General features: G+C 60.2%; 4 protein-coding genes. 2 read left to right on the top strand and 2 right to left on the bottom strand.

What is annotated here, in order from left to right:
- Positions 1-260: 260 nt before the first annotated feature.
- Positions 261-1205, bottom strand: coding sequence for a MurR/RpiR family transcriptional regulator (locus EN906_RS25390; protein WP_127267310.1), 945 nt, complete (start codon positions 1203-1205; stop codon positions 261-263).
- A 174-nt stretch (positions 1206-1379) separates the two neighbouring features.
- Between EN906_RS25390 and EN906_RS25385 the strand changes: the two genes are divergently transcribed.
- Together EN906_RS25385 and EN906_RS25380 are read left to right on the top strand one after the other, a co-directional pair.
- Positions 1380-1646, top strand: coding sequence for a hypothetical protein (locus EN906_RS25385; protein WP_236383061.1), 267 nt, complete (start codon positions 1380-1382; stop codon positions 1644-1646).
- Between the two features lie 184 nt (positions 1647-1830).
- Positions 1831-3117, top strand: a complete 1287-nt coding sequence (locus EN906_RS25380) for an ArgE/DapE family deacylase (protein ID WP_127267311.1) — start codon at positions 1831-1833, stop codon at positions 3115-3117.
- 12 nt (positions 3118-3129) lie between these two features.
- Here the strand turns inward: EN906_RS25380 and EN906_RS25375 are convergent, their stop codons facing one another.
- Positions 3130-3942 (bottom strand): helix-turn-helix transcriptional regulator, encoded by an 813-nt coding sequence (locus EN906_RS25375; RefSeq protein ID WP_127267312.1) that lies wholly within the window; start codon positions 3940-3942, stop codon positions 3130-3132.
- Positions 3943-4072 lie beyond the last annotated feature (130 nt).

The following is a 4072-nucleotide window of genomic DNA, read 5'->3' as shown; positions in this document are numbered from 1 at the left end:
AATCATGCTAGTTCCCCATTATGATAGCTTTTTTTGATTTCGGCCGACCGGCTGTGCCGGCAGATGACTTTCAGTATCTCCGGCCTAGAAGACAAACTGTAAGGCCGGTTAAGCTCTTGCTGTGGGGTAACTATGCGCAAAAATTTTTAGCTGTCCAACAAAATTTTCATTTCCGTGTCATTTTTCGTTGGTCCGGAGCATTTTGTCAGTTTTTGATCTATTTTTTGATCAAAAAAGCAAAAAAGTTGACATCTTCCGGCTCAGTCGCACAAGGGTTGTGTCTGGGCCGCATCGCGTGCGATCGCCAGTTGCTGCTTGAGGCGGCGAAGCTTTTCCCGGCCCGCGTCCTTGCGTGCGATGGCGACGCCGTAGGATATGATGTCGATTGCGATCATGTAGGCGTAGCGGATTGACGCCGGCGTCAGAATGTCTTCGTCCGGGAGGCAGTCGATCGGCAGGAGTTCGTCCACAGCGAAAGCCAGGGGGGTTCCGCTCGGTGTCAGGGCGATGGTTGTCGCTCCGTACTCGCGAGCGACGGTTACAGCCTTCTCGAGCTCGACATTGGCGCCCGTGAGCGAACAGCAGATCACGACGTCCGTGCGTTCAACAGCTGTTGCAAGCATGAACTGCATCTGGTGATCGTTACAGGGGATTACGCGTATACCCAACCGGAAAAAGCGGTTCTGGATCTCCTCGATAAGCCATGAGGAGACACCGCCACTTCCGAATGCGTAGAGCGTGTGGCAGACGCTGATCTTGTCGACGACCGCCTGGGCGCGTTCGAGGTCGACGTTGTGATGCATGTCCGCAATGGTTTTCTGCGCCCGTTTGCTGACGCGCTCCGCAACTTCGGCGATGGATCCGGGCGGCGTCTGGGGTTCGAGATAACGGATGCCGACGCGCACCGACCCCATGATCTTGAGCTTGAGATCCTTTAGACCGTCACATCCCAGCATGCGCGAAAACCGTGTGATGGTTGGCGCCGATACATTGAGCCAAGTGGTGAGTTCCTCGATAGGCTTTTCGGCAAAGCTATGCGGCTCGCTCAAAATCGCGTGCGCAATCCGGCGGTTTGTTTTGGAGAACTGTGACTGCTGGTCGACAATGAGCCCAATGACATCTTGTGCATTGCGCTTGACGCCTGGGATGACCGTGTCATCATTAGGTTGTGATATGCGATTTTCTTGCGACGGATGGCGAGCCATTGAATATCTCCCTTTAGGTCGAGGTTTTGAATTAAACCGTCAGGGTGTCAACGTTTCTCTGAAACCTGATGCGTAACTTTACTTCATGAGGCCTTCAGCTTAGCTCGCCTCTCGTTCGAGTTGTTGCCACATGAACGCGTATAGCGTTCCGTCTATGACGTGGCCGGCGCGGTGATGACGCATGAACGGCCCGAAGATAATTTCACCCATGTCGCCGGCCGCGTCGCACATGTGCATTTCACCGACTCGGATGCCGGCGGCAGCCATCTTGCCTGGGGCGACGGCATCATCGATCTCGACAAGCTGGTCACCTATCTTCGCGGCCAGAGCTACGAGGATTCGCTGACCATCGGACTGACCAACTGGAAATACAACGTCGGCCCAACCCCGCCGCTGAAGCAGTTCGTCGAGGCCCTGCGCAAGGCCCTCTGTCCGGCATAGCTGGGAGGGCGCGGCATGGAGAGCAAATGCGTCCGGCAACGCGGCGTCCGGCTCGCCGGCCCGCTTATCTCGGGCAACGGTTCCTGTTGCACCTATGCTGCCGGCCAGAACGGCCATTGACAGTGCCGGCTGGGCAAGAGAGACGCGCGACTTCTCCCCGCCGGTTCAGTCAGGAAGGCTAGTCATGAAATCCTCATTCCCCGATCCAGATCACATCGCCCGCGCGGTCGATGACAATTTTGAAAGCCAGGTCGAACTGTTACAGCGGCTCGTCCGCGCGCCTTCGCTGCGCGGGCAGGAAGGCGCCGCGCAGGAGATCGTCGCCTCAGCGCTCGCCGAACGCGGCTATGCGGTGGAACGGTTCGGCATCGATATGCGGGCGATGGCCAATCATCCGGCCTTCTCGCCGGCGACGATCGACTATGCCGGCGCGTTCAACGTGGTCGGCAGGAAGACGCCGGCTTCGCAAGTCGGCCGCTCGCTGGCCCTGAACGCCCATGTCGACGTCGTGCCGACGGCGGACCCGTCACATTGGCGCTATCCGCCGTTTTCCGCCACCCGCGACGGCGATTGGCTCTACGGCCGCGGCGCCGGCGACATGAAGGCCGGGCTCATCGCCAACATCTTCGCTCTCGACGCGATCGAGAAGGCCGGCTACCGCCTGACCGCGCCGGTGCAGGTGCAGTCGGTGCTCGACGAGGAGGTGACGGGCAACGGCGCGGCCGCCGCAATCGCCCGTGGCTGCACCGCCGATGCGGTGCTGATTCCGGAACCTACCGACGAACAGCTGGTTTCGGCCAATTCCGGCGTCATCAAATTCCGCATCACCGTCCATGGCGTGCCCGCACATCCGAGGGAAGCAGAGTCCGGCGTCAGCGCCATCGATGCCGGGCTCGGCCTGATCGGCCACCTGCAGCGTCTTGCGGCCAAGTGGAACGACGAACGCGCGCGCCATCCCGGTTTCGAGGAGATCGCCAATCCCGCATCGCTCAACATCGGCACCATCTCCGGCGGCGAGTGGCTGGCCTCGGTCCCTTTCGCCTGCTCCTTCGAGGGCCGGATCGGCTTCTATCCTGGCGACGATCCCAGGCAGCGCGCCGCCGCGTTCGAAGCCTTCGTCGCCGATACGGCAAGTGCGGATCCGCGGCTCGCCAAGGCAAATCCGAAGGTCGAGTGGATCGGCGTCATGCAGACCGGCTACCGCATGCGGCCGCACTGCTCCGCCGGACAGGTTCTGCAGGAAGCACACGGTCTGGCGCATGGCGGTGAGATGCGTTCCTACGTCATGACCTGTTATCTCGACGCGGCGCTCTTCGCCGTCCATGCGAATATACCGGCGCTGGTCTATGGACCGGTTTCGGAGAATATTCATGGCATTGACGAGCGCGTCAGCCTGTCGTCGCTGCGCCGGGTGACGAAGACGATCGCGCTGTTCGCCGCCGGCTGGTGCGGCGTGGAGCGGGCAATATAACCGGGGAGCCGGCTACACCTCCTCGGTTTCAAGCACGAATGTGCCCGCCGGTATCCGGTTGGTGATCATGGCGCGGATGCCAGCATCGATGGCGGGGTCGGTTTCGTCGAATAGGCCGCAGGCCCGCAGCGCCTTGCGCTGGTCGACGGAGCGGCCGAGATATTCCAGAAGCACGACCGAGGCTGCGGGTCTCCGCCCCCGTAAAAGGGGCATGCCCGTCTGGATGCCGACCAGATAGGCGACGCTCGTCTGGTAGCTCGGATAGAGGATCACCTGGGTGATGCTGGTTTTGAGCAGGATTTCGGATTCGAGCGCGAATATGCGATCGCCGAGCAGCAGCAGCGCGGCCGAATATTTCGAGGTCTTCACGCCATATTTGCCGAAATGGACGAGCCTTTCCATGCATTTCCAGAAATAGCGGCCGTCCTTTTCATAGATCACGACGAGGCATTTGATGATCTTGCCGGCATAGCCGAACGAGTAGAAATAGCGGAAATAGTAGCCGACATAGCGCCCGAGATCGCCGGACCGCTGATAGAGCTGCTCCATGTGCACCAGCAGGTCCGACGGCGCGTGGACGCCGAGCGGGCGGCGGCGCAGGCCGACGATCTCGGCAAAGCGCTGCTGGTCCATCAAAAGCTCGCCTTCGGTCACGCCGAAGAAATCGCAGATCTTGCGCATGTTGCGGCGTGACGGCCAGGTCTGGCCGCTCAGATATTTGTTGAACTGCTGGCGGTTGATCTGCAGGCGCCGACACACGGCGGCGATCGACGGATAATAGCTGCACAGGAAGGCGAGGTTCTGGGGAAGCGGTTCGGTCTGCATGGATCTAATGCATACTGACGCCAGAACAGTGTCAAGTCGCGAAGGGTCGCGAAATTGTGCGACACTGCCGATTTGCCCAAGGTGGCGCCCGCCAAACAGAGGGCCTCACCTTGCGCACAGTGTCCAACTT

Origin of the sequence: Mesorhizobium sp. M7A.F.Ca.CA.004.06.1.1 (assembly GCF_003999135.1) — a bacterium.
Lineage (GTDB): Bacteria > Pseudomonadota > Alphaproteobacteria > Rhizobiales > Rhizobiaceae > Mesorhizobium.
Note: the sequence above shows the minus strand (reverse complement) of the source record. Positions and strands in the feature narration are given on the sequence as shown.